This is a genomic window from Bacillota bacterium, from assembly GCA_040754315.1.
Taxonomy (GTDB): Bacteria; Bacillota; Sulfobacillia; order DUSP01; family JBFMCS01; genus JBFMCS01.
Window position 1 is genome coordinate 24,014 of sequence record JBFMCS010000044.1, and the last position, 23,106, is coordinate 47,119.

The window sequence follows — 23,106 nt, forward strand, 5'->3', positions numbered from 1 at the left end:
ACGAGTGATACATGGGGAGAAGGGAATGGAGCATTTCTGGTCGGAGCAATGCATCTGGGTGTACGCCGGGGGCCAAGGAGGGCGTTCCAACGGCAGCTGAGGGTGCCCAGCGGCACTATCTGATCCTCTGCACACTTCTGTTCTGGGTGTCGCTGTACTTGTACGTTCCGGTCCTGCCCTCTTTCACCGAGAGGCTCGGGGGCACCCTGAGGACCGTAGGGGTGGTCATAAGCCTCTATGGTCTGACTCAGCTCATCCTCAGGATACCTCTAGGAATACTCTCGGACCGGCTGGGGCGCAGGAAACCCTTCGTGGTGATGGGGTTCTGGATCTCAGCGCTGAGCGCCCTGGGAATGGGGCTCTCCCGCGGTACCGCCTCATTGGGTTTCTTCCGGGGTCTCTCGGGTGTGGCGGCTACCATGTGGGTGGCCTTCACCATACTCTACGCCTCTTTCTTTGGAGCGGATGGCTCAGCCAAGGCCATGGGCCAGCTGAGTTCTGGCATGTCAGTGGGTCAAATGCTAGCAACCTCTGCTGGGGGGTACCTTGCGCAGGAGTATGGGGTACGTTTTCCATTTCTGACTGCTGGATTTGTGGCATTAGCGGGAGGAGTGGCCATCCTCCTGGTAAGGGAGACACCTCTTCCTGTTGGGAGACCGCCCTTCTTAGTCCAGATAGGGAGGCTTAAGACCCCCACGCTGCTGGTGCCCTCGATTCTAGCGGCGCTTTGCCAATATGGCACATGGGTAACCGCCTTCGGGTTCACACCCATATGGGCAGACCGCCTGGGAGCTTCGGACGCCCAGCTGGGTCTTCTTTCCCTCCTGGCCCTTCTGCCACAGGCAGTGGCCGCACTTATCATCGGAAGTGGCAACCTGGGACGCTTGAAGCCATGGAGGGTGGTAACGGCAGGATTTGGTCTTAGCACCCTGGCCATAGGGATCTTACCTGTTACCGGAGACATGTTGAGCCTCTACCTAGTCCAAGCACTCGGTGGCTTCGGCAGGGGCATGGTTATGCCCTCCCTAATGGCCCTGGCTATACGGTCAGCTCGAGAAGAGGAACGGGCCAGCTGGATGGGCGTTTTCCAGGCGGTTTACGGTCTAGGCATGTTTCTTGGCCCCGCGCTCTCCGGCTTCTTGGGGGAATGGCTCCAGCTGAACGGTGTCTTCCTGATCACAGGGGTACTCACCGCGTTGTCGGCTTGGGTCGCACATCGATACGGGAGAGGGTTGAATTATGAATCTTGAACTCCTTGGGCTCCTAGCTTCTTTTGTCTTGATAATAGGGCTCGGCGCCCGCCGGGTCCCCCTCCTCTTCGCCGTGCTGGCTGGATCCAGCCTCCTCGCGGCAACCTCTGGAAGGCCTTTTCTTGCCAATCTGGAAGTGGCGGCAGTCGCTCTCACTGACCCCACTACACTGGAACTGGCCCTAATAGTGGCTCTGGTGACACTCCTGGCCAGAATGATCAAGGACTTTGGGATCCTCGAGCCCTTCGTGGCATCCTTGGCCACGGTCCTGGGAAGCACAAGGCTAGCACTAACCGTGGTGCCAGCGATAATCGGGGCCATGCCTGTCCAGGGGGGAGCCATCATTTCTGCGCCCTTTGTGGGGTCCCTGGGGAGTAGTCTCTCCCCCGAGAGGCGCTCCGCCGTGAACTTGGTGTTCAGGCATGCCTGGTACCTGGTTTTCCCCTACATACCACCGCTGCTTCTGGCGTCCCGTCTAGCCGGGGTTCCCATACAGCACCTAATCATCTACACTCTCCCGGTCACCGCCGCAATCCTGGGCGTTGCTTACCTCACGCTCCTGGGGCGGGATGGGTTGCCTGTGCCGGAGTTCTGCCATGATAGGGTGAAAGAGATCAAGCGGCTCCTCAGACTCTCCTCTCCCATCCTCGTGAGCATCCTGCTCTTCTTGGTCCTGGGAATACCTCTTCCGCTTACGCTTCTTCTCGGCCTCGCAATTGCTTGGCACATTGGCCAGAAGCCTCCGGGTACTGGGATCGAGTGGTTGATGAGGGCACCAGACTATCGTATGGCCCTCACTATGATGGCCATAATGATTTACCGCCACCTGCTTGCGGCCACAGCGACACTCAGCGTGGCTTTCAGCGCACTGATGGAGGCAGGGGTGCCGTACATGGCTCTCTCAGTGGTAGTGCCCCTGGTAGTAGGCTTCTCCACTGGGGACATGACCGCGGCGGTGGGCATTAGTGTCGCGATTCTTGTTCCGCTTATGCCCGCCACCAGTGGAGCCCTGCCCTACGTGGCGCTTCTTTACGTTTTGAGTTTCAGCTTCTACTTCGTAAGCCCCGTGCACATGTGCCAGGTTTTCTCCAATAAATTCTTCGGGGCGAACCACTGGGCGGTCTTCTCCCAGTACTGGCCTGCTCTGGCTTCAGGACTTGGGATAGCCTTTATCATCTTCTTCCTTGTCGGGTAGGTGATTAGCGTGGAAGCGCTAGGCCTTGTCATGGTGGGCATATCCTTCGCGACCATAATAGGGATGGTGCTCAAGGGAGTGCGTCTCAGCTCGTCGTTACTTGCAGGCGTCGCGGTTCTTCTGACTGGCACCTCAAACAGTCTCGGTGATGCCCTGAGCACAGCGACAACGGCCCTCGCCGATGCCACAACTTGGGATCTTGTCTTCACCGGTCTGGCAGTGACCATACTCGGGCGGGTCGTTAAGGAGTTCGGTCTCATAGACGAGATGGTAGTTGGTCTTGAAAGCGTCCTCAAAGGCAACAGGGCGGGCATTATGGGCATTACTATGCTCGTAGGCGCAATGCCCGGTCACGCCGGAACCATGCTCACGGCCCCGCTGGCGGACTGCTACGGGGATCGCCTGGGCATGACACCCGTGGAGAAATCTGCGGCTAACCTAGTGTTTAGGCACATGGTGAGGATGCTCCTTCCGTATATTCCTCCCCTAGTACTTGCCTCAAGGCTCACAGGCCTCAGCATTAGTTCCCTTATCGCGCACAACACGTTCCCAGTCATGGTTTCCCTAGCGGTGGGATGCCTTACCCTTCTGCCGCGAGGCGCGGGTGCACTTGGAGAGAGCGTTGCCCCTGGATCCTTTGGGCGCTTTCTCAAAGCGGCATCTCCCCTTTGGGTGGGCATAGGGCTCTTCATGGTGTTCAGGCTGAGCCTGCCTCTTTCACTCCTTGCGGGCGCCGGCGTTGCCCTCCTGGTGGGGCAAAGGCCACAGGACTTCCGCCTAGAAGCGGTTTGGCGGATGGTAGATTATCATATAGCCCTCACCATGATTTCCATCATGTTGTTCAAGTATGCCCTGTCTGGAACTCATCTTCTGGAGACGGCCCTGGAATGTCTTCTTGCAGCTGGCCTGCCCCAGGGGTTTCTCCTGGTTGCCGCTCCTGCGGTCTTGGGGTTCGTCACTGGTGATATGACCGCCACTGTAGGGATAGGGTTTCCCGTTCTCATGCCCCTGGTGCCGGCAGATTCCAAGGCTCTAGCCCACTGGGGTCTTGCCTACGTAACGGGTTCTGTTTTCTATTTCATGAGTCCTATTCACTTGTGCCAGGTGTTTTCCAACACCTATTTCAAGACGGACTTCCTTCCGGTGTTCGGAAAGTACGTCTGGAGCATCGTGGCTGCGCTAGCTGGGACGGTTCTCGTCTTCCTAGTTCTTACAAAAGGGTGAGAATGTTGGACATAATAGACCTTACCCTGAAAATGCATGACGGGTTCTGCACCCTGGGGCATCTCCCCCGTACGATTGTGCTGGAACATTCGGACTACTCGGCATCCCGCTACCGGTTCTCCCTGCCCTGTGAAGGTAACATGACGAAGACACTAATCCTGTCAGACCACGCCGGGACACACGTGGATGCCCCTGTCGATTTCTGCAAGGGGGCTGCGGATGTTGCCGAAATACCGCTGGAGAGACTGATGGGCGATGGTATCCTGTGCGACGCCTCCCTACGACCTCCAGGCACGCCCGTTCTGACCAGGGATCTGGAAGACGCCCTTGGGAAGGTGGCTTTGGAGCCTAAAGACAAGGTAATACTGGTGCGATGCAGCCGCGAGGCATGGGGTGAGGGAGGGTTTTTCCAAACGAAGGGCCTTTCGGGTGACGCGGCGCGATTCCTGCTCTCATTGAAACCCAGGTGCGTAGGGGTGGATCTACCCGTGGTAGATGACATTGAAGACCGGGCGTTTCCTGCTCACATGACGCTCCTTGGGGCGGGTATCCCTGTGGTGGAAAGCCTGGTCAATCTTGGTATTCTGGGACAGGAGCCCTTCATCTTCATCGGGCTGCCTTTGAGGATCCAGGGCCTCACTGGATCCCCCCTGAGGGCAGTCGCCGTTAGGGAATTGACTGAGAAAAAGGGGAGTGTGATAGGGTGAATTGTGGCAAGTGCAAGGTATTCGTATGCAGGGAGGGGCAGCCGGAAAAGGCTCCAGAAGATTGCCCCATGCGCCGGGAAGAAGAACTCTACAATGCTGCCTTTGACAAGTATTCTAATCCCACTGTGAGGAGAATTGCACTCAGCGCTGCCAGAACTGAGGCGGCAGGGTACTGCGAATGGACCCGTGTTGAGGAGGTCATGGAGTTCTCCAGGGGAGCAGGGTTTCAAAGGTTGGGGATAGCGTTTTGCGTAGGGCTCCGCAGGGAGGCTGCTATGTGTCAGGCACTATTTGAGGCCAACGGCTTCGAGGTGCGTTCAGTGGCCTGTAAGACTGGGCGGCGAGACAAGTCCGAGTGGGGGCTCAAGGACGACGAGAAGATACATAAGGGCGGATTTGAGGCCGCCTGCAACCCGGTGGCCCAGGCGCTCCTTCTGAACAAGGCAGGTACGGATCTCAATGTCCTGATAGGACTTTGTGTCGGACACGATACCCTGGTAATGAGGTTCTCGGAAGCGCCTGTTACCGTTCTCATCGCAAAGGACAGGGTCCTCGCCCATAACCCAGCCGGTGCCCTCTACTGTCACCACAGTTACTTTGGTAAGAAGCTCCTCTCCCATGGTGCTGGGGGAGGTGATGGACATGAGTGAGAGACGAAGGAGCCTCGAGCTGTGGGAGGGCTCCGAAAGGGTGACTCACAGGGCGCTTCTCTATTCCATAGGGCTAAGTGCCAGGACAGATACAAATCCCTTATTGGCATCTTATTGGCATCGCAAACTCCTGGAACGACCTTCTTCCGAGGTCCAGGCACCTACGGTCACTGGCAGATGCCGTTAGAGAGGAGTATCTGAGGCAGGTTGGGTCCCCCTGGAGTTCAACACCATCGCCGCTTGTGACGCCTTGCCCAAGGGCACCTGGGTATGCGCTATATACTTCCCAGCAGGGAGATTATATGTGCCTCTGTCGAGATAATGCTGGAGGCGCACAGGCTCGACGGGGTAGTAGTGATGTCTAGTTGTGACAAGATAACCCCTGCCATGATCATGGCTGCGGCTCGCGTGGACATACCTGCGGTTTTTCTCCCTGCGGGAGTAATGATGGCGGGCTCGTACGATGGTAGAAAACTGACCCTCTCCAGCACCCGTGAGTATTCCGCACGCTGTGCTGCCGGCGAGATGACCCTTGAGGAGATGACACGCATCGAAGAGGCATCCTGCCCCACCCTGGGGACCTGCTCAATGATGGGGACAGCCAACACCATGGCATGCCTCACCGAGGCGTTAGGGCTCGCGCTTCCCCAGTCCACTACGACCCTCGCGGTATCCTCCGCCAAAATGCGGCAGGCGCTGGAGACGGGTCGACTTGCGGTCCGCCTGGTCAATGAGGGTTTAAGGCCCAGCCTGATCTTGACAAGGGCAGCCCTAGAGAACGCCGCCCGGGTAGGGCTCGCCATCGGCGGCTCCACCAACCTGGTGCTCCACCTCTTGGCACTCTCCAACGAACTAGACCTGGGCCTCGATCTAGTGTCCATTGATAGACTGAGCGATGAGACACCATGTCTTGTGCGGGTGAGCCCGTCTGGCCGGCTACCATCGACGATTCTCACAATGCTGGAGGTGTGCCAGCGGTCTTGAAAGCCCTTGGCGACATGATATCAGATGCCTCGACGGTAAGGGGACCCATTCTTAGAGTGGCCGCCAGTGCTGATTGGCTTGATCGTGATACCATAAGGGCTCGGGATAACCCCTTTCGAACGGATGGTGGCATTACCGTGCTCAGGGGGAACCTGGCCCCGGAGGGCTCTGTCGTGAAACGGTCAGCTGTAAATCCCGACATGATGGTGCACGAGGGGCCAGCGGTAGTCTTCGAGGGCCTTGAGGAGGCCATGTCCGGGCTTAAAGGCGGAAAGATTGCACCTGAGCGCGTTGTAAGGGAACAGGCCAGGATGAAGGGGATCACAGAGGAAGAGGTCATGCGGCTCTTCTATGATTACCCCCTGAAGCGTTTGGTTAGGCCAGACCATGTAGCTGATATGGTGATCTACCTGACGGGGGCTGCGGGTTCCAGCATCAGCGGTGAAGACATCAATATCACTGCTGGAGGCGTCATGGGATAGACACGCAAACGAGCGATACTGACAACCGAGAAGCGAAAGCCAAAGGCGGTGACCGCAGGGGATGCCCCAATAGGTTCTTCAGCCAGGTGATGTCTGCGGCCACTTTGGGTGCCGGGCCTTGACTTGTGCTTGCTCGTAAGGTGCCCGCCCAAGTAGGGTTGCGCAGAGTCTCCTCTATGCTTTAGGGTATGCCACATGTCATCAAGTTCGATAGCGGAGCCTCAGGATTGGGTCACATTTCGGCGAGTGTCCTCCAGGGAAGGAACGCTTGCTCAAAGCCATAGCATACAGCATACCATTCCTGAATAGTCCTAATCGCGCTGCTGCACTCGTATCCAACAGTGAAGGGCGGACGAGGTAGTCACTATCTAGAAACGGGGGAGATGCCAATGAGTCGTGCCTGCACTGAACGCATTGCCAGACTCCGAGAGGATCACCTGTCTCTCAAGCCAGGTCTATGCGCGGAGAGGGCCCTTGTGTTTACCAGAGTGTTCAGAGAGACAGAAGGCGAGCCCATGATCATCAGAAAGGCCAAAGCCTTCAAGAGGCTCTGCGAAACAAAGACCATTGCCATTCGGCCCGATGAGCTAGTGGTGGGGAGCCCTGGTTCCAGGCCACGGATGGCCATCTTCTGCCCGGATATCTGCTGGGGCTGGGTGGAAGAAGAACTTGACACAATGAGCTCAAGGCCTCAGGACCCGTACGACGTTGCCCAGGAGACCAAGAGGCTTATCAGGGAAGAGATCCTTCCCTACTGGAAAGGAAGGTCTCTGTACGAGTGGTTCCTTGACAAGGTGCCGGAGGATACGCGCAGGCTTGCAGTGGGAACTGATATCTGTGACGTTCTAATTAAGTCCTTTAACGGTCCGGGGGAGATGTCACCCGGATATGGGAACGTGGTATTCCCCAAGGGCTTCAACGCGATAAGGGATGAAACGCTTGAGGTCATGAAGGCCTATGATCCTGAGAACCCTGCCCATAAACATAGGCTGGACTTCCTTGAAGCCGTGGTTCTCGTTTCGGAGGGCATCGTGCACCTGGCGAAGCGCTACGCCGAAGAAGCCCAGCGGCAGGCCGCATCAGAGACAGAACCCCGGCGACAGGCGGAATTGGAGGGGATCGCATCCGTATGCCTTCATGTCCCCGGCAACCCGCCTAGAACATTTCATGAGGCCATGCAGATGGTGCAGTTCGTTCAGATGGGACTAGCCATGGAGGTGAATGCGCCAGCCTACTCGCCCGGGCGCTTTGACCAGTACATGTACCCGTACTTTAGGAAAGATATGGAAGATGGGCGCATAACCCAGGAAGAGGCCCAGGAATTAATCGAGTGCCTGTGGATAAAGCTATCTGAGGCAGTCTGGCTCCACAGCAAGGATGACGCTCGGTTCTTCGCAGGATATAATCCCTTCCTGAACCTCGGAGTGGGTGGCGTGACGCACGATGGGTCTGACGCCACCAACGAACTCTCCTACATGTGTGTCCAGGCCTCCATGAACGTGAGGCTGTTCCAGCCCTCACTCTCCGTTAGGGTTCACGACGATACGCCCCGCGACTTGCTTGTTAAAGTATTCGATCTGGTGAAGCTGGGGGACGGCTTTCCCGCCATCCACAACGATAAAGCCACAATCCAGATGATGCTACTTAAGGGCGTGTCGCTGGAAGATGCCAGAGACTGTGCTATCGTGGGCTGTGTGGAACCAAACGCCGCTGGGAAGATGGCCCAGTGGAGTGACGGGGGACACTACAACTTCGGTTCCGCGGTGGAATTCGCCCTGTTTGACGGGTATCACAGGCTCAGCGGGGAGTACGTAGGGGCAAGGACAGGAGATCCCAGGGACTTCAACTCGTTTAACCAGTTCAAACGGGCTGTCTTTGATCAAATCAGCTTCTTCATCAAGCATCTTGCAACAGCGGCGGTCATTTGCGAGGAGGCCCACGAGCTATTCTGCCCCATGCCCTTTGGCTCCACCACAATAGAGGACTGCGTGAAGAGAGGCCTTGACATAACCATGGGTGGCGCCAGATATAACGCGGGGCCCGCTTTCCTGGGAACAGGAGTCGCGGATGTATCCAATTCCCTCGCAGCTGTTAAGAAGTTTGTTTTTGACGAGAAAAGGGTAAGCATGGAGGACCTCTTGGATGCTCTGTCCGCCAACTTTGAAGGGTACGAGACCCTAAGGCTGTCCCTGATGAACGAGGCACCAAAGTACGGCAATGATGACAATGATGTGGATCAGTTCGCCTTGGAGGTTACCGAACACAGCTTTCGAGAGTGCCAGAAATACCGTAGCCGGAGGGGCTGCAGGTTCATTTCTGCTCTCTACCCTGTAGCGTCCCATGTACCTCACGGTGCGGTGGTGGGGGCACTTCCCTACGGGCGAAAGATGTGTGAACCCCTGGCGGACGGTGTATCCCCATGGCGTGGGACTGACCTCCACGGCCCGACGGCCGCGCTCAAGTCAGTGGCCAAGATACGCCACGCAAACCACACTGCAGGAACTTTGTATAACATGAAGTTTAACCCATCAGTTGTGGACGGGGAGCGGGGCACCGATAACCTGATCGCCTTGGTGAAATCCTTCTTTGAACTTGGGGGCTTTCACCTACAATTCAACATAATCTCAGCCGACACCCTGAGAAGGGCACAGGAGCATCCCGAACGATACGGGGCCCTGATGGTTCGGGTAGCCGGCTATAGCGCTTACTTCGTACACCTTTCTAGGGAGATGCAGGACGACATCATTGCGCGCACGGAATACCTGGAGATGAACTAGAGGCCTCCGGGGCAGCCGTGCGGTCAAAAGCAGTGCGGGGTGAGGAGGGATCCCATGGAAGTAGGCTCCTGCGCCGCAGGTGCTGTAGTATTTGATATTGAGCGGTTCGCCATCCACGATGGGCCGGGAATAAGAACTCTGGTGTTCCTTAAGGGATGCCCTCTCAGGTGTCTTTGGTGTGCCAATCCAGAGTCCCTGACCAGCCAAGTAGAGATGATCTTTCTTGAGAATGACTGCTGTGATTGTGGCGGTTGCACAGCGGTTTGTCAATACGGGGCAATCTTCAAGGATCCCGCGGGCCAGCTGACAACTGACAGGACCAAGTGCCAGACTTGCGGGGCGTGTACCACTGCATGCCCCGCGAATGCGCGCAAGACGGTTGGACAGTGGATGACTGTATCTGAGGTTATGGATGTTGTCCTAAGAGACGAGGTGTTTTACCGGCACTCGGGTGGTGGCCTCACAATTGGTGGCGGGGAGCCCACTGTGTGGCCGGAGTTCCTCACGGATCTCCTGAAGGCAGCTACGGAGAAGGGCCTTCATACTACCATCGAAACCTGCGGCTACGCAGAGTGGAAGGTTCTAGAGACCGTTCTGCTCTATACGGGCTTATTCCTTTACGATCTGAAACACATGGACGATTCTGCTCACAAGCGGCTTACCGGACGCTCCAACCAAACCATACTGGCTAACCTGGCGCGCTTGGTTGAGAACGGAGCGAAGGTTCTAGTAAGGATGCCCGTCATACCGGGGTTCAATGATGGGGTGGAGAACCTGATGAACACCGCGGGGTATGTAAAAAGCCTCGGGCTCAAGACTATGAATCTTCTGCCCTACCACAATTATGGCTCGGTGAAGTACCCAAGACTTGGCAAGAAATACGCATTACCAGATGTCAAGTGCATGGCGATAGAGGATCTCTGGGAGCACAAGAAACTGATTGAGGTAGCTGGACTCGAATGCATTCTTGGCTGATAGGATTTTCGTAATCTCTTGGTCACCCGAACCGCTTCAGTATCAGGTTGATGAGTGCCCGGCAAGACTAGGAGCCTTTGGGATATCACACAAGGGGAGCAAGATGCGGTTGGCAAACCGGAATAGCAGGGGACTTCAGTATAGGGAGGGGCAAAGCCCTCGCCCACTGATTTGGCGAATAATGGGGCAGAGTTGCTTCTAAGGGGGAAGACAAAGTGAGTGAGACTCCGAGAGAAATTCGACAGAGGATCCGTGAGGGAACATGGTTTGGTACAACCGTTGGTTGCGCAAAAGGGTACATGCAGACGGGACTAGCCATCTTGCCAAAGGTCTTGGCTTTTGACTTTCTGCTATTCTGCCAGCGCAATCCCGCACCTTGCCCCGTTGTCGATGTCACTGAGCCAGGGAATCCAGAGGCGGGGTATATAGCCCCGGGAAGTGACATAAGGCATGACTTACCAAGGTACAGGGTCTACGCTAAGGGTGACCTAATCGATGAACCTAGCAACATCACTAAGTACTGGAGAGACGATCTTGTAGGCTTCATGCTGGGTTGTAGCTTCACTTTTGAGGGCGAACTGGCGGATCACGGCATACCTTTGAGGCACGTTGAAGAAAGGAAAAGAGTGCCGATATTCATCACCAACAGAGAGTGCATGCCGGCCGGCATATTCCGGGGCAATATGGCGGTTACTATGAGGCCGATACCCTCCCAAATGGTTTCCCAGGCCATTCAGATCACAGGGGCGATGCCGAAGGCTCACGGAGCGCCAGTTCATGTCGGTTTCCCCGAAGCCTTGGGAATAGCGGATATCCACAAGCCCGATTTTGGCGATCCAGTGACTATAAAGCCGGGAGAAATCCCCGTATTCTGGGCCTGCGGGGTTACCGTTCAGGTGCTGGGCCGAACAATAAAACCTGAGCTGCTTATCACGGAAGCCCCCGCGCACATGTTCATAACCGACTACTCATATAGAGGTTTAGTTGCTAAGACTGTATAGATAGCAGTCCTGACGAAGGAAGCGCAGCACTGTCGAAGTGATCGAATCATGGCACTTCAACTCCTCAACGGGGTATACTTATTGCTGCGACTATGTTGCCGCTAATCGTGATAGTCCGGCCATGGTGGCGAACGGACCCTCGAACAAGTTGAATTGGATCTTGAAGAGGCATAAGAAGCACAGGAAACACCCAAGCCTAGGCTTGCGCCGACAAGGCTAAGACTTAAGCACAGGCTGTTTAGATCCACCAGGGGGCCCACCATTCTGCTGCTTCCCAGACGTAAACTGGGGCCAACGCAGCTAGCCCCAAATCCGGAGGTAAGCAACCATGTTGCCGACAATTGGGGCTAGAGACACACGGTAAATTATCGAAGCCAGCCCTACTTTCACAGCTGTTGAGTCCCTGTTGTCTCATGAGCGCCCCCATCGTACGTTGATTGTAGTCCTGTCCACACGAACAGGGACACCAAGGTGCTTCAACTTTCCAAACGATTATCGGATGGTGGACACTGATTGCTCTCTCGTGGCTTCCATGTCCAAGCGCTACCTGAGCCGCTAGGTTGAACAGTGCTGCACCAAGTGCTGCCTCAGGCTTCACCTTGGCAAGTGCCTCTAGCCTGAGGAAGTTGTACTGGCAAGAGGGCGCAGCCTGTACCCTGAGAATGTACATTGCTGTAAGCGGCGTCGGTACCAAGCTTACCGTAACGTGACTCCCTAGGAAAGGTTCTTACGTCCATGGATCTATAGCCGCGCGCCCCTTATGCCCGGCCTGCTCTTTCACCTGGGTTCCGCATGACCTTGGGGGAGACCTCAAAAGTGCTGCACCTCCGGTGCCGCACGCCGGAACCTCGCAAACCTTCCTCAACTTCGCTTTCTCCCGATGTCCACCTTTTGAGGGTCTCTTCGGCCATGGCATCCCTTCGCAATCTTACGAATACAAACGCTATAGAGGGCAACCTAGCCATTGGAAGTATTGCGACTCGATAGCCCGGCCTGCGCTTCACCTCAAGATGGAATATACTTATAGGCCTTGGGCAATCTTATAGGAGCAATGCCAATTCGAGGACAGGAGGTGAAGTGATGGTGTTCAGGCTTGTCGTGCGCTTCATCGTATCGGCTTTGGTCCTTCTGGTCATGAGTACTTTTCTCCCGGGTTTCCAGATCGCTGGCTTCGTCAACGCCCTTATCGCGGCCGTGGCCATCGCGGTCCTTGGTTACCTGGCAGAACTACTCCTGGGAGAAAAGGCATCTCCCCAGAGCCGCGGCATCACCGGCTTCATTGCCGCCGCTGTAGTCATCTTCCTGGCCCAGTTCCTTGTTCCCACCATGAGCGTGACGGTGTTGGGAGCATTGCTGGCCGCGGTGGTAATCGGTCTCGTGGATGCCTTTGTGCCCACAGCCTTGAGGTAGGGAAGGCATCCACTCGGCCCCGGCTCCGGCCGGGGCCATTTCATCTTTGTGCCACCCGGAGCATATAGATGTCCTGTGAATCGGTCTCCAGGTGGTGACTGGAGTGGTCTTTCGCAGATTGAGCCTGCGGCGGTTCAAATGGAGGCCTAAGGCCAAGATGGTCTTGGCCTACATTATTGTCGTTGTGCTTGCCATGGGCTTCGCCTTAGACCCTCGTGTGCTGCTGCCCCAGGAGCCTGCGCTCCCAGTCTTCAGCCCGGTGGAAGATGCCAGAGCCCCTTCAAAGTACAGGGAGTTCCTGGCAGCCTTGGACTACCCCCGGGTCTCACTCTTGTCGACCCTCCCAGGCCTGACGCAATGGTTCGAAGGGAGTGATGAGGCAGTCCTTCCCCGGGCTGGAGAGATGGCGCTGCAGGCCTTGGCAGGTGTGGACCCGAGAGACCCAGGAAGCATCCTGCGGGCTGCCCTTCCCGCCCTCTTCTCCTCGCCCGCCTCGGGGTGGGCATCACCGGTACCCGATACGCCGGTCACCGCGCCCCCTCCTATTTCCGAGGAGGTGAAGAAACCGGAGAGAACCCGCAGTGTCCTGGGCGAACCCCTGGTGGGCATCTACCACACCCACGCCAGGGAGTCGTTCCTTCCAGACATGCACCCGCTCTCCACCAACTACGACGATGCTCACTCCTGGGACATGTCCATAACAGTGGTAGAGATAGGGAGACACCTGGCCCAGTGCCTGGACCAGCACGACATCGCGGTTGTTCACAGCACGGTGATTCATGATGACCCTGGCAAGCTTGGAGCCTACCTGCGGTCCCTCACCACTGCCGAGCAGATGATGGCGGACAATCCATCCCTCAGAGTGCTCCTGGACATACACCGGGATGCCAGGCCCAGGAAGGACACCACTATCTCCTTCTTGGGCAGGCAGGCCGCCAGGGTCATGGTGGTGCTCGGAACGGACCAGCGACTGCCGCATCCTGAATGGAAGAGGAACTACGAATTCGCGCTGGATCTCGTCAGGCACATGGAGCACAGCTACCCTGGCCTGAGCCTCGGGATATACCCCAAGAGCGACCGGTACAACCAGCACCTGTCGCCGGGCGCTCTCCTGCTAGAGGTGGGCGGCGTGGAGAATACCTTGGATGAGTGTCTCTACACCGCGGAGATCCTGGCGGAAACCCTGGCGAGGATGGTGGAGTACGGGGATTTGCCCTGAGGGAATACCCGGCGGGGTTTGTGGGCACCATTACCAGGTGGAAAGGGGGCATCCAGCGATGAAGGGAGCTCACAGCCAAAAGGGAGGTCCCAGCAGACTTCCCTACCTTCTCATCCTCTCCACAGCGATTGCCGGCGTCTTTGCGGCATTGACCCTAGCCGAGGCCAGGGTAGCACAAATGGTGGGTCCCGCCTATACCCGGCAGCTGGAGGTCCCCCTTGATGGCGCGTACTTGGAGCGCTTCTGGACTCTAGCGCGCGAGGCTGTGGAAAGGCTGGTGAACACACTCTCCAAGTTCCAGTTCCGCTAGCACGGGACTCTCACCTTTTCTACCCTTGCCGCGTCACAGGGCGGGTGTGTTGTGCCTGGCCCCCACGGGTAGTTTCCCCTTCTTATTGAAGCCCCCATGGCCCAATGCTATAATTGTAGAGAAATCCAGGCCCGAGCAGGGGGAAACCCACAGACATGGCCAGTGACGCCACGGGGGCGCAGTCCCTCACCAGGAACTTTTGCATAATCGCCCACATTGACCACGGCAAGTCAACCCTGGCCGACAGGGTGCTTGAATGCACCCACGCTGTCCCTGGGAGGAAAATGGAGGAGCAGTTCCTGGACCAGATGGATCTGGAGCGGGAGCGAGGAATCACCATCAAGGCCCAGGCGGTGAGGCTCTCCTACACGGCACTGGACGGTTTTACGTATAACCTCAACCTCATTGACACACCTGGCCACGTTGACTTCACCTATGAGGTGTCCAGGAGCCTGGCTGCCTGCGAGGGTGCGCTCCTCTTGGTGGATGCCTGCCAGGGCATCGAGGCGCAAACCCTAGCCAACCTCTACATGGCCATGGAGCACGACCTGGAGATCATACCCGTCGTCAACAAGATAGACCTGCCCAACGCTGATACCGCCCGGGTGATCCGGGAGATCCAGGAGGTCATCGGATTTGATCCCGGTTCCGTGCTCTCCGTGAGCGCCAAGGAGGGTACCGGTGTTCGCGAGGTGCTCGAGGCTGTGATCCACAGGATACCCCCACCCAAAGGATCCCCCGCTGATCCCCTCAGGGCCCTCATCTTTGACTCTCACTACGACTCATACCGGGGTGTCATCGCCTACATCAGGGTAATGGATGGCGAGATAAGGCCCCGCCAGCACATAAGGTTGATGTCCACGGGGCGTGTGCACGAGGTCTCCGATGTCGGGGTCTTCCGGCCGCACCCCGATCCTGTTGGGGTGCTCTCCGTGGGCGACGTGGGGTTTATCGCCGCGAGTATCAGAAAAGTGCGCGATTGCAGGGTTGGAGACACCATCACCCTGGCCACTGGAGGCGCCCAGGTCCCCCTGCCTGGCTACCGGCCGGCGAAGCCCATGGTCTACTGCGGGATCTACCCTGTGGACAGCAGTGACTTCGCGCTCCTCAGGGATGCCCTGGAGAAGCTCCAGCTCAATGACGCGGCCCTGAGCTTTGAGGGTGAGACCTCAGACGCCCTGGGGTTCGGTTTCCGCTGCGGGTTCCTTGGCTTGCTCCACATGGACATTGTCAGGGAGCGCCTGGAGAGGGAATACGGGCTCAGGCTTCTTACAACGGCACCCAACGTGGTCTACCGGATCCTTACCGAGAGGGGCGAAACCCTCGAGATAGACAACCCCTCCAGCGTTCCCCCGGCTGGGGACATCCGGGTCTTCGAAGAGCCCATTGTGAAGGCCACCATTATCGCACCCTCGGACTTCGTGGGCCCTGTCATGGAGCTGTGCCAGGCACGGAGGGGGGGATACCTGAACATGGAGTACCTGTCCCCTGAGAGGGTGGTTCTCACCTACGAGGTCCCCCTGGGAGAGATCATGTATGACTTCTTCGACCAGCTCAAGTCAAAGACCAGGGGGTATGCCTCCCTGGACTATGAGTTTGCCGGCTACCGGGAGGCCTCCCTGGTGAAACTCGACATCCTGGTGAACGCCGAGCCCGTGGATGCCCTCAGTGTTGTGGTACACAGGGATGACGCCCAGGCAAAGGGGAGAGACCTGGTTGACCGGCTGAGGAGGCTCATTCCCAGGCACCTGTTCGACGTGCCCATCCAGGCGGCGGTGGGGTCCCGCGTGATTGCCAGGGAGACGCTGAAGGCTGCCAGGAAGGATGTCTTGGCCAAGTGCTACGGCGGAGACGTGACCCGGAAGAGAAAACTCTTGGAGAAGCAGAAAGAGGGCAAGAAGCGCATGAAGATGGTGGGGAACGTGGAGATCCCCCAGGAGGCCTTCATGGCGGTTCTCGAGAGGAAGTAGGCTCGGGCCCGGGGGTCTATGTTCACGTTCCCTTCTGCCTTAGGAAGTGCCCCTACTGCGACTTCAATTCCTATCCCCTATGCCCTGACCTGGTAGAACCGTACCTTGATGCTCTCATCCAGGAAGCCAGGCACCGCCAGGGAGAAGGCCCTGTCCTTACCGCCTACTTCGGGGGTGGGACCCCCACATGTTTCCCCGCCCTCTACCTCCGCAGGCTGCTGGAGGAGGTCCTTCAGGTCTTCGTGCTGCCGGTGGGCGCCGAGGTCACGGTGGAAGCCAACCCGGGCACCCTGGACAGCAGCAAGGCTCGTATCCTCCGGCAGGCAGGAGCAACCCGCATCAGCCTGGGTGTCCAGTCCCTGGATGACCAGGTGCTGCGCCTGGCGGGTCGGATACACACGGCCCAGGATGCCCTCAATTGTTTTCAAGTGCTAAGGAATGAGGGCTTTGACAACATCAGCGTGGACCTGATGATGGGGCTCCCGGGTCAGACCCTGGATTCCTTCAGGCACACCCTTGAACGGATACTTATTCTCGGTGTAGAGCACATCTCTGTCTACCCGCTCAAGGTCGAGGAGGGAACACCCTTCCATGAAGACATCGGTCTCGGCCGCCTTGTCCTGCCAGGGGAGGATGTGCAGGAGCAGATGGAGTGGCTTCTGGGAAGGTATCTTGAAAACAGCGGATACCATCGCTACGAGATCTCCAACTACTGCGTTCCCGGCCGGGCTTGCCGGCACAACATGGCGTACTGGCTGAACCGGGACTACGTGGGACTGGGGGCTGGCGCTCACTCCCACAGGGGCCCGAGACGGTGGTGGAATCTCGCGCTGCCGGCCTCATATGTGGAGGGGGTCCGGCTGGGCGAGTGGGTGGCAGGCGAAGAGGTTTTGAGCCCTAGGCAGCAGCTGGGGGAAACGGTGATCCTCGCCCTCCGGACCACCAGGGGGCTTGACCTGGATGCCTTCAGGGAAAGACACGGTGTGTCACTGGACCAGGCCTATCCGGGTGTCACGGGTGACCTGGTGTCACAGGGGCTGGCGGAAATGACCCCTGGAGCCTTGAGGCTTACCCGGCGGGGCTTTGCCTTGGCCAACCGAGTGTTCATGTATTTTGTCTAGTCCCACCCGCATTCCATCGCGGGCAGAAGACTCGCCGGCCAGCAGGTTTAGGCACGGAACACCCGGGGGAGGGAAGGGGTTCAGGCTTTGATCAATCGCGGCACCGCTGGCAGCACCTTTCGCGCTCACCCATGCCTATCACGTGCTGCCGGGGGCTTCATTTGGGGAGTTCCCCGGGAACCTGTTCCTGGGGGCCCCCTTACCCCGGCAATCTGGATTGTCATGACGGTGATGTTCACGGCAGGCGGGCCGCAACGCTTCTTCGCAGGTGTCAAGACGGGACAGCCTCATCTGGTCGCGGCGTTGTAAGAACCCTACCTGGGCCTGGTTCCTCGAAGGAGCTTCTCCTACCCTACGCGAAGCGCCGGTACGTGTTTCACCCAGGAGGAATCCTGTTCGGTCACGGCGAATATCCCTCAGACCTACTGGTGATGGGTCCTGACACTAATCCTTGGAGGCTCGAAATGCGGGAGATCGGGAAGAGAATCCGGGACCTGAGGCAACAAAGGCGTCTCACTCTGGAGGACCTCAGCTCCCAAACAGGCCTTTCCAAGAGTTTCATCTCCGAGGCCGAGCGGGGGATCGCCTCGCTGACCATCACTTCGCTGCAAAAGGTTGCCACGGCGCTGGATGTCGAGCTGTCTTACTTCTTCCCGGCTCCAAGCCTGGCGACCAACGGCGTGCGGGTCACCCGGCCAGGGGAACGGACCGAATTCCGGATGGAGGTGACTCAGGACTGGATATACAGCAGCCTTGCGGCGGGTTTTGCCGGCAGGGTGCTGGAGCCCCTGATGATCACCCTCTTGCCGGGGTACTCTCATGTCGAGCCCTACAGCCATCCAGGGGAGGAGTTCGTGCTCGTCTTGGAAGGCACCCTCACTGTCCTAGTGGAGGACAAGGAGTTCCAGCTGGTAGATGGGGATACCATCCATCTTGCTTCCCAGATCCCGCACAACTGGGAAAACCGTACGGACAGCCCTGTCAAGGTTGTGGCCGTGAGCACGCCCAAGTTGTTTTAGGCCGGCCGCTGGCAGGATCCCGGATGAGATGGCGCAGGTACCTTTCAGGGGGGATGGATCTGGTGAAGAGGTTCCGCGCAGCGATGGATATCGGTGGCACTTTTACTGATTTCGTCCTCTACAATGAAAAGACCCAGGAATACCATACCGGCAAGGTCTCCACCACACCCTCGGACCTCTCCGCAGGGGTGCTCGAGGGGCTAGCCCAGCTCGTGCAGGGTTTTTCCGCCATCGGTTTCTGCGTTCATGGCACCACAGCGGGTTTGAACGCCTTCTTGGAGCGCAAAGGGGCGGCTGTGGCCCTCATTACCACCAGCGGCTTCCGGGATATCTACGAGATCGCCCGGGGGAACCGGCCTGACATGTACAACGTTCACTACCATAAGCCCAAGGCACTGGTCAGGCGCAGGGATGTGTTTGAGGTAAGGGAACGGGTGCTCTCCGATGGCACTGTGAGCGTCTCCCTAGACGTGGCTGACGCGCGGGAGCTCGCCGCCAGGCTCAGGGCCGGCGGCTACGATTCTGTTGCCATCAGTCTCCTTCACGCGTACAAGAACCCCGTTCATGAGGAGCTCCTGGGAAGCGTGCTCCAAGAGGAGTTGCCGGGAGTCTCGCTATCCCTGTCGCATCAGGTTGCCAGGGAGTGGCGGGAATACGAGAGGACGAGCACTACCGTCCTGAACGCCTACATCGCCCCGATCGTTGAGAGATACCTTTCCCGGCTTGAGAGCAAGGTGAGGGAGGGGGGCATGGAGGAGCCGCTATACATAATGCGCTCCAACGGGGGTGTGATGACAGCGGAGGTCGCCCGGGCCCACCCCATTCAAACCCTGCTGTCCGGCCCTGTGGGCGGAGCCGTTGGCGGCGCCTCGCTGGCAAGGGCTATGGGGACGGGAAACCTCATTGGTATGGATATGGGCGGCACCAGCTTCGACGTCACCATGGTCATAGAGTGTCACGCCGACGTCACCACTGAGACAAACCTGCAGGGTTTCCCCGTCCTTACGCCCATGGTGAACATTCACACCATCGGCGCTGGAGGCGGCTCTATCGCATGGATCGAAGGGGGTGGCCTCCGGGTCGGGCCCCAGAGTGCCGGTGCTCAGCCAGGCCCGGCCTGTTACGGCAGGGGTGGCACCCTTCCCACGGTCACTGATGCCAATGTGGTACTCGGGCGCATCGATCCAGATCACTTCCTTGGAGGCAACATGCGGCTCTCGAAGCACAGGGCGGTGGAGGCCGTCGCGTCGATAGCCGGGCAGCTCGGCCTCAGCATCGAACAGGCGGCCGAGGGGATATGCGAAGTGGTCAACGCGAAGATGGCTGATGCCATCCGTACCATCACCATTCGCAAGGGCATCGATCCTCGAGAGTTCACCCTGGTGGCATTCGGTGGCGCTGGGCCCATGCACGCCGTGTTCATCGCCCAGCTTCTAGGGATCAGTCATGTCCTGGTACCTAGATTCCCCGGAGCCTTCTCGGCCTGGGGTATGCTCCAAAGCGACATCAGGCATGATGAGGTGCTGACGCTGGTGCAACCTGTGGAAGAAGCCGACACCCATCTGATGGAGTCCCTCTACTTCAGGATGGAACAAAGGGTCGGGGACGTTCTCACGTGCCAGCGAATCACCGGTGACCAGACGGCCTTCTCAAGGACCGCCGACATGCGGTACGTTGGCCAGGAGTACACGGTGAACGTGCCGGTGCCGGAGGGCCGGCTGGGGGCCGGTTCGGTGGCCTCCATGACAGATTACTTCCACCAAAGGCACAAGCAGATTTATGGCCATAGCAGCCCAAAGGGTGCCGCTGAGATCGTCAACCTCCGGGTAGTTGGCATTGGGAGCATTTCCACGGGCGTGCAGCCTGTCGCCCCGGCTTCTGAGGCTAAACCCCGTCCCAGGGCTGTCATGCCCATTGTCTTCGGAGGCCTTTCCCTGCCAGCCGGGGTGTTTGCGAGGGACCATCTTGGGCCGGGGCATGCTTTCCTGGGGCCCGCAATCATTGAGGAGTTCACGGCGACCACTGTGGTCCCTCCGGGCTACCATGTCAAGATCGACCGTTTTGGCAGCCTGCTGGTCAGCGCTGTGGAGGTGGAGTGAAGATGAGCCAAGACGTTCGCGTGAACCCAGTTACGGTGGAGATCATCCGTAACGCCCTTCAGTCCGCCGCGGAGGACATGAACGCGAGCCTCTTTAGGAGCGCCTTCAGCCCTGTGATCTATGAGATGAAAGACTGCAGCGTGGGATTGTTCAACGAAAAGGCCGAGATGCTTGGCCAGTCAGCGGGACTCCCCATATTCCTGGGCAACCTGGATGAGTGCATCAAGAAGACCATCGAGATGTACGGGATCGACTTCTTCCAGGAGGGGGACGTCCTGATCATAAATGACGCCTACATGACGGGAACCCACCTGAACGACGTCACAGTATACGCCCCCATATTCCTGGACGGGCAGATCATCGGCTTCTCCGCCAACCGGGCTCACTGGCTCGATGTGGGGTCAAAGGACCCAGGGGAGTCCACCGACAGCACCGAGATCTACCAGGAAGGCATTCGCCTGGGTCCCACCAAGATCATCGACAAGGGGCGCGCTCGAATCGACATCATTGACCTCATAGTCAGAAACAGTCGTTTTCACGAGGCAGCGATGGGTGACATGAATGCCCAGATATCTGCATGTCTAACAGGGGAAAAGCGTTTCAAGGAGATCGTGGGCAGGTTCGGGCTGAACACTGTCAGGGCCGCGGTCACAGACATCTTCGCTCAGTCGGAAGCCATCGACCGGGGGGTGGTCGCAGGAATTGCTGACGGTACCTACGAAGCCGAGGGGTTTCTGGATAACGACGGCCAGGGTGATGAACCGGTTAGGGTCCGCGTCAAGGTGATTATAGCGGGGTCTGACATGATCATCGATCTCGAGGGGTCCAGCCCACAGACCAAGGGAGCCACCAACTGCGGGCTCCCTCAAACCGTCTCCGCATGCCGGGTGGCCTACAAGGCACTGGTTAGCCCTCAGTCACCGGTAAACGGCGGGAACTTCCGGGGGTTGACCGTGAAAGCCCTCAGACGGTCGATCTTCGCGGCCGAGGAACCTGCCGCGGTACAGTGGTACTTTTCCCACCTGGGCTTGTTGATAGACCTCATTACAAAGGCCCTGGCTCCCGCCATTCCCCGCCGGGCTGCGGCGGCTCACTACGGGGATTCGATGTGTATAAACTTCGCGGGCACCGATCCCCACACCGGGGCACCCTTCCTTACCGTTGAGGCCACAGTTGGCGGCTGGGGGGCTTTTGACGGTGGTGACGGGCAGAACGCCCTTATAAACAACGTCAGCGGGGACTTCAAGAACCTGCCCGTCGAGGTGCTGGAGTCGAAGTACCCTGTGACCGTTAACCGTTATGAACTCCGGCCCAACAGCGGCGGTCCGGGGAGATTCAGGGGCGGCAATGGAGTGGTTAGGGAGTACCAGGTACACTGTGAGGACGGCAGCCTGTACCTGTGGTGGGAGCGCTCCAAGAACCCCGCCTGGGGGATCCTTGGCGGCCATCCGGGCAAACCCCCGGCAGTGGTCGTCAACCCGTCAACCCCTGGGGAGAAGAGAATACTCAAAGTCAATGGGATGAAGGTCAGGTCTGGGGACGTGATAAGGGTGGAATCTGGGGGCGGTGGCGGCTACGGCGACCCGCTAGAACGGGAGACCGAGCAAGTTAGGGAGGATCTCTTGGACGGGTATATCGACAGGGCTCACGCGGATTCCGTCTATGGTGCTCGCGTTCTTCCTGGTACGGAAGAACTCAATTCTGAGGTCTTCAAGGTGGGGGCGACGGAGGGCTAGGTTGACGGCTGTGCTGGGGATGCAGGCACCCAAGGTGCCCCCAAGGACCCAGCGCGCTGGTCCACCAGGTCCACCACATCGATTCTGACCATTAACCGGTCAGGAGAATGACCTAGAACAAGAGGCCAGAGGCTCAGGCTGAGGTGGAAATGGCACCTAAGCCGGCATTCTTGCCTGGTGTGGGCAAAGACCCCATGACCACGCTATGATCGCGAGGCCAGACGGCGAGCCCCAGGGGCTGGCACCAGCTCTTATTCGTTGTCACTTGAATAGCACGCCCGGAAACCGGCTTTGAAGAGCCGAGAATGGATGCATCCGTCATCGTACTGTCCAGCCCGTGCTGCTAGGTGTTCTTCAGGAGATCGTTGGAGTAAACACCCACAATGCGCTGACCACCTTGTCTGTCTTGTTCAGCCAGTTGTGGGGTATCGTTGACTTGATGTGAATGCTGTCTCCAGGATACAGGTCGGTCTCCTGCCCCTGGAATACCATGCTGAGGACCCCATCGAGCACGAAACCGAATTCCTCTCCCACATGGGTGTACGGGAGCGTCTTGGTCCACCTAGCGGAGGGTAACAGGTGTACCACGAACACCTCTAGGTTCTTCTTCTCCAGGGAATCATCGGACAGCCTGTAGTAGATAATATCCCTGTTGTCTATCTGGAAGCCCTGCCGTTCGTTTGCCCGTACGATGCTCTTGCCTTCCTTTGGTACCTTGAAAAGGCTTTCCATGGAAATACCCAAGGCGTTGGCGATCTTTTCCAGCGAGGTAATTGTTACAGACGTACTACCCTTCTCTATCTGCGAAATGAAGCTCACGGACAGGCCGCACCTGTCGCTGAGCTCTCGCAGGGTCAACCCCCTCTCCTTCCTCGCCGAGCGCAGTCTCTGGCCTAGTTCCTGCAAGTTGTTTTGCCTCGTCACTACATCACCCCTCAAATTCAACGCAGTCGATTCAAACGCTCTTGGATGACCGG

16 protein-coding genes and 2 pseudogenes are annotated in these 23,106 nt (G+C 58.1%); 17 read left to right on the forward strand and 1 reads right to left on the reverse strand.

Annotated features, from left to right (window positions below):
• Positions 1-11 precede the first annotated feature (11 nt).
• The 17 genes and pseudogenes from AB1576_09195 to AB1576_09275 all read left to right on the forward strand — a co-directional run bounded on the left by AB1576_09195 (position 12) and on the right by AB1576_09275 (position 22,129).
• On the forward strand, positions 12-1,250 hold the full coding sequence (locus AB1576_09195; GenBank protein ID MEW6081931.1) for an MFS transporter: 1,239 nt from the start codon (positions 12-14) through the stop codon (positions 1,248-1,250).
• A complete protein-coding gene (locus AB1576_09200) occupies positions 1,240-2,445 on the forward strand; it encodes a DUF401 family protein (protein MEW6081932.1) in 1,206 nt (401 codons plus the stop codon). Before AB1576_09195 ends, AB1576_09200 begins: the two co-directional genes overlap by 11 nt.
• A 9-nt stretch (positions 2,446-2,454) precedes the next feature.
• Positions 2,455-3,669, forward strand: a complete 1,215-nt coding sequence (locus AB1576_09205) for a DUF401 family protein (protein MEW6081933.1) — start codon at positions 2,455-2,457, stop codon at positions 3,667-3,669.
• 5 nt (positions 3,670-3,674) lie between these two features.
• On the forward strand, positions 3,675-4,376 hold the full coding sequence (locus tag AB1576_09210; GenBank protein ID MEW6081934.1) for a cyclase family protein: 702 nt from the start codon (positions 3,675-3,677) through the stop codon (positions 4,374-4,376).
• 68 nt (positions 4,377-4,444) lie between these two features.
• Complete coding sequence (locus tag AB1576_09215; protein ID MEW6081935.1) at positions 4,445-5,026, forward strand: DUF1847 domain-containing protein; 582 nt, start codon at positions 4,445-4,447, stop codon at positions 5,024-5,026.
• A 270-nt stretch (positions 5,027-5,296) separates the two neighbouring features.
• A pseudogene (locus AB1576_09220) lies at positions 5,297-6,492 on the forward strand (dihydroxy-acid dehydratase).
• 389 nt (positions 6,493-6,881) lie between these two features.
• The gene (locus tag AB1576_09225) at positions 6,882-9,269 is read left to right on the forward strand and encodes a glycyl radical protein (protein ID MEW6081936.1); all 2,388 of its coding nucleotides are present in this window, start codon (positions 6,882-6,884) and stop codon (positions 9,267-9,269) included.
• A gap of 54 nt (positions 9,270-9,323) precedes the next feature.
• Positions 9,324-10,244, forward strand: coding sequence for a glycyl-radical enzyme activating protein (locus tag AB1576_09230; protein ID MEW6081937.1), 921 nt, complete (start codon positions 9,324-9,326; stop codon positions 10,242-10,244).
• A gap of 215 nt (positions 10,245-10,459) precedes the next feature.
• Entirely contained in the window at positions 10,460-11,245 is a 786-nt protein-coding gene (locus tag AB1576_09235; protein MEW6081938.1) for a putative hydro-lyase, read from the forward strand.
• A gap of 1,083 nt (positions 11,246-12,328) precedes the next feature.
• Positions 12,329-12,655, forward strand: coding sequence for a phage holin family protein (locus tag AB1576_09240; protein ID MEW6081939.1), 327 nt, complete (start codon positions 12,329-12,331; stop codon positions 12,653-12,655).
• A gap of 103 nt (positions 12,656-12,758) precedes the next feature.
• Entirely contained in the window at positions 12,759-13,874 is a 1,116-nt protein-coding gene (locus tag AB1576_09245) for a stage II sporulation protein P (GenBank protein MEW6081940.1), read from the forward strand.
• Positions 13,875-13,932: 58 nt separating this feature from the next.
• Entirely contained in the window at positions 13,933-14,184 is a 252-nt protein-coding gene (locus AB1576_09250) for a hypothetical protein (protein ID MEW6081941.1), read from the forward strand.
• Between the two features lie 155 nt (positions 14,185-14,339).
• The gene (gene lepA, locus AB1576_09255) at positions 14,340-16,154 is read left to right on the forward strand and encodes a translation elongation factor 4 (protein MEW6081942.1); all 1,815 of its coding nucleotides are present in this window, start codon (positions 14,340-14,342) and stop codon (positions 16,152-16,154) included.
• Positions 16,155-16,180: 26 nt separating this feature from the next.
• Positions 16,181-17,275: pseudogene (hemW, locus tag AB1576_09260) on the forward strand (radical SAM family heme chaperone HemW).
• Between the two features lie 464 nt (positions 17,276-17,739).
• Positions 17,740-18,294: an XRE family transcriptional regulator gene (locus AB1576_09265; GenBank protein MEW6081943.1), complete on the forward strand. Its 555-nt coding sequence runs from the start codon at positions 17,740-17,742 to the stop codon at positions 18,292-18,294.
• 62 nt (positions 18,295-18,356) lie between these two features.
• On the forward strand, positions 18,357-20,393 hold the full coding sequence (locus AB1576_09270) for a hydantoinase/oxoprolinase family protein (protein MEW6081944.1): 2,037 nt from the start codon (positions 18,357-18,359) through the stop codon (positions 20,391-20,393).
• Positions 20,394-20,395: 2 nt separating this feature from the next.
• Entirely contained in the window at positions 20,396-22,129 is a 1,734-nt protein-coding gene (locus AB1576_09275; GenBank protein ID MEW6081945.1) for a hydantoinase B/oxoprolinase family protein, read from the forward strand.
• A gap of 354 nt (positions 22,130-22,483) precedes the next feature.
• Here the strand turns inward: AB1576_09275 and AB1576_09280 are convergent, their stop codons facing one another.
• The gene (locus AB1576_09280) at positions 22,484-23,053 is read right to left on the reverse strand and encodes an XRE family transcriptional regulator (GenBank protein ID MEW6081946.1); all 570 of its coding nucleotides are present in this window, start codon (positions 23,051-23,053) and stop codon (positions 22,484-22,486) included.
• Positions 23,054-23,106: the final 53 nt, after the last annotated feature.

Coding starts and splice junctions, on each gene's coding strand:
- AB1576_09275 (MEW6081945.1), top strand. CDS start 20,396: ATGAGCCAAGACGTTCGCGTGAACCCAGTTACGGTGGAGATCATCCGT.
- AB1576_09265 (MEW6081943.1), top strand. CDS start 17,740: ATGCGGGAGATCGGGAAGAGAATCCGGGACCTGAGGCAACAAAGGCGT.
- AB1576_09250 (MEW6081941.1), top strand. CDS start 13,933: ATGAAGGGAGCTCACAGCCAAAAGGGAGGTCCCAGCAGACTTCCCTAC.
- AB1576_09200 (MEW6081932.1), top strand. CDS start 1,240: ATGAATCTTGAACTCCTTGGGCTCCTAGCTTCTTTTGTCTTGATAATA.
- AB1576_09230 (MEW6081937.1), top strand. CDS start 9,324: ATGGAAGTAGGCTCCTGCGCCGCAGGTGCTGTAGTATTTGATATTGAG.
- lepA (MEW6081942.1), top strand. CDS start 14,340: ATGGCCAGTGACGCCACGGGGGCGCAGTCCCTCACCAGGAACTTTTGC.
- AB1576_09215 (MEW6081935.1), top strand. CDS start 4,445: ATGCGCCGGGAAGAAGAACTCTACAATGCTGCCTTTGACAAGTATTCT.
- AB1576_09225 (MEW6081936.1), top strand. CDS start 6,882: ATGAGTCGTGCCTGCACTGAACGCATTGCCAGACTCCGAGAGGATCAC.
- AB1576_09195 (MEW6081931.1), top strand. CDS start 12: ATGGGGAGAAGGGAATGGAGCATTTCTGGTCGGAGCAATGCATCTGGG.